3 protein-coding genes are annotated in these 3000 nt (G+C 67.7%); 1 reads left to right on the forward strand and 2 read right to left on the reverse strand.

The window, feature by feature from the left end; all coding sequences use genetic code 11:
* Positions 1–886 (reverse strand): methionyl-tRNA formyltransferase (gene fmt, locus NON22_RS22575; RefSeq protein WP_257389241.1); only part of this gene is annotated, 886 nt, incomplete at its 3' end.
* A gap of 6 nt (positions 887–892) precedes the next feature.
* On the reverse strand, positions 893–1393 hold the full coding sequence (def, locus tag NON22_RS22580) for a peptide deformylase (protein ID WP_257389242.1): 501 nt from the start codon (positions 1391–1393) through the stop codon (positions 893–895).
* 319 nt (positions 1394–1712) lie between these two features.
* On the opposite strand from def, the gene NON22_RS22585 reads away from it, so the two are divergent.
* Positions 1713–2777, forward strand: coding sequence for a LysM peptidoglycan-binding domain-containing protein (locus NON22_RS22585; RefSeq protein ID WP_343231955.1), 1065 nt, complete (start codon positions 1713–1715; stop codon positions 2775–2777).
* Positions 2778–3000 lie beyond the last annotated feature (223 nt).

A 3000-nucleotide genomic window follows, 5' to 3' on the forward strand; every position in this document is an offset into this window, starting at 1 on the left:
GGCCGCCGGCGCGCTGTACCTCGATCAGGCGCAGCACGCCGTCGCCAGTGGCGATGTCCAGGCCCTCGCGCGTCGCGCCGAGCACGCTGCCGGGCGCCGCGGTCGCGGAGATCGGCAGGGCCTGCGCCGTCCAGATGCGCAGGCGTTCGCCGGCGACCTCGGCCTCGGCGACGGGCCAGGGATTGAACGCGCGGACCTTGCGCTCGATCGCGGCCGCGGCGTCGCGCCAGTCGATCTGCGCTTCGGCCTTGTCGAGCTTGTGGGCGTAGACCACGCCGTCCTCGGGCTGGGGCTCGCTGGCCGGGCGCACGCGATCACGCGCGAGCAGCGGCAGCTGGCGGCGCAGCAGGTCGGCGCCGCACTGGCTCAGCAGATCGTGCAGGCTCCCGCCGGTCTCGCGGGAGATATCCGGAGCCTCGATCCGGGCGATGACCGGCCCGGTATCCAGGCCTTTCTCCATCTGCATCAGGCAGACGCCGCTGACCGCGTCGCCGGCCAGCACCGCGCGCTGGATCGGCGCCGCGCCGCGCCAGCGCGGCAGCAGCGAGGCGTGCACGTTCCAGCACCCGAAGCGCGGAATGTCGAGCACCTTCTGCGACAGGATCAGGCCGTAGGCGACCACGACCATGAGGTCGGGCGCGTAGGCGGCCAGGCGTTCGCGGGCTTCCGCGCTGCGGAAGTTCTCGGGCTGCTCGACCGCATAGCCGCGGGCCAGCGCGGCCTCCTTGACCGGACTCGGGCTGAGCTTGCGGCCGCGGCCGGCCGGCCGGTCCGGCTGGGTGTAGACGGCGACGACCTCCACGCCGGGCTGGGCGCAGGCCTCCAGGCAGGGCACGGCGAAATCGGGCGTTCCGGCGAACACCAGACGCAGGGGCGGGGAATTCATCGGCGCTCAGGCGCTGCGGCGCTGCTTTTCGAGCTTCTTGCGCACCATTTCGCGCTTGAGCGGCGACAGGTAGTCGACGAACAGGCGGCCGGCCAGATGATCCATCTCATGCTGGATGCAGACCGCGAGCAGGCCGTCGGCCTCGAGAGTGAAGGTCTTGCCCGAGACGTCCTCGGCCTCGACCGTGACGCGATTCGCGCGCTCCACGTCGGCGAAGATGCCGGGCACCGACAGGCAGCCTTCCTGGTAGTTCTGGATCCCGTCCTTGGCCAGGATGCGCGGGTTGCAGAACACATGGGGCCGGTTCTTTTCCTCGGACACGTCCAGCACGAGCAATTGCCGGTGCACGTTGACCTGGGTCGCCGCCAGACCTATGCCGGGCGCCTCGTACATGGTCTCGAACATGTCGGCGACGAGACGGGCCAGGTCCGGGCCGAATTCGGTCACCGGCTGCGCCTTGGTCCGCAGGCGCGGGTCGGGAAATTCAAGAATCGTGAGCTTGGCCATGGCACTACCTCGAAGGAATCTGCGCGGAAGTTGGCGGAAGACGGTTCCGATCCGCGCGTAACATGCGGAAATTCTACGCGGATTTGTCCGCGTCGGGGGGAGCGGCAAGCACTCGCGCCGGAGTCGGGTCCCGGCCTGTGGCGATCACGGCTTGCGTGCGTATTTTCTTAGGCTACACTCACGATGCCCTTGGGGAATCAGGTAATTGGCGGCCATGCTTAAAAAACTACCTGCACTTTTTGCCGGATTGCTCGTTGCACTCACGGCTTTTGCCGTCAGCGAAACCGAGCTGCGCAACGGTCACCCCGATACCTATACGGTGAAGCGCGGAGACACCCTCTGGGACATCTCGGCGCGCTTCCTCAAGAAACCCTGGCTCTGGCCGGAGATCTGGCAGGCCAATCCGCAGGTCGAGAACCCGCACCTGATCTATCCGGGCGACGTGCTCAACCTGTCCTATCTGAACGGCAACGGCGGCGGTGGCGGCGCCCGCCTCAGCAACAGCGGACCGCACGTGCGGCGCGACCCGCTGGAAGAGGCGATCCAGCCGATCAATCTCAAGGACATCGAGCCGTTCCTGAAGAACATGCGCGTCGTCGACGAGCAGACGTTCAAAGGCCTGCCGTATGTGGTCGCCGTCGAGGAAAACAAGCTGCGCGCGACCAACGGCAATCTTGCCTACGTGCGCGGCCTCGACGCGCAGCCCGGCGGCGCCTACGTCATCGTGCGCCCGACCAATCTCTACTACTCGGTCGAAGGCAAGAAGGACGGCGATCCGCCGACTACGCACGTGCGTCCGCTCGATGCCACGCACGGCCAGAACAAGATGCTCTGGCACAACAACCCGGTGAAGAACCTGTTCGGGCGCAACTCCAGCGTGCTCGGCTACGAAGTGGAAGTCATCGGCAACGCCCAGGTCACGCGCAGCGGCGACCCGAGTTCGCTGCTGATCACCTATTCGGACTATGAAGTCCGCGCCGGCGATCTGGTCATGCCGGTCGAGGACAAGCCCTACGATTCGCACTACCTGCCGCATCCGCCGCAGAGCGTGCCGACGAGCTTCGAAGTGCTCGCGTTCACCGACGCGCTGAACGCGGTCGGGCCCAAGCAGGTCGTCGCGCTGTCGCGCGGCTCGGCCGACGGCATCGAGAACGGCCAGGTGTTCTCGATCTACCATCCGGGCGAGCGCGTGACCGACCAGTACAAGTATCCGGAAGGCGGCGCCCGCAATTTCTTCAACCCCAACGACTCCAAGGTCCAGCTGCCGTCGGAGTTCGTCGGCCACGTCATGATCTTCCGCACGTTCGACCGGGTCAGCTACGGGCTGGTCATGGACGGCCTGCGCCCGGTCAAGCTCAACGACGTACTGACCGCGCCGGAATGACGCGCCACACCGGTCCGCTCGGCTGATTCCGAGCCGCGGGCCGGCCGTTTCCTACCTCCGGGCGCCGGCGCAAGCCGGCGCCTTTTTGCTGGGCGTTCCTATACTCGCCGCATGAACGCGCCGGACCGCAGCGACCGCGAAACCCAGGCCTGGCTGACCCTGCTGCGCGCGCCGGCGCTGGGTCCGGCCGGCCTGCGCGGGCTCGTCGCGCGCGCCGGCGGCG

The organism is Tahibacter caeni, assembly GCF_024609805.1.
In the GTDB taxonomy this organism is placed as follows: domain Bacteria; phylum Pseudomonadota; class Gammaproteobacteria; order Xanthomonadales; family Rhodanobacteraceae; genus Tahibacter; species Tahibacter caeni.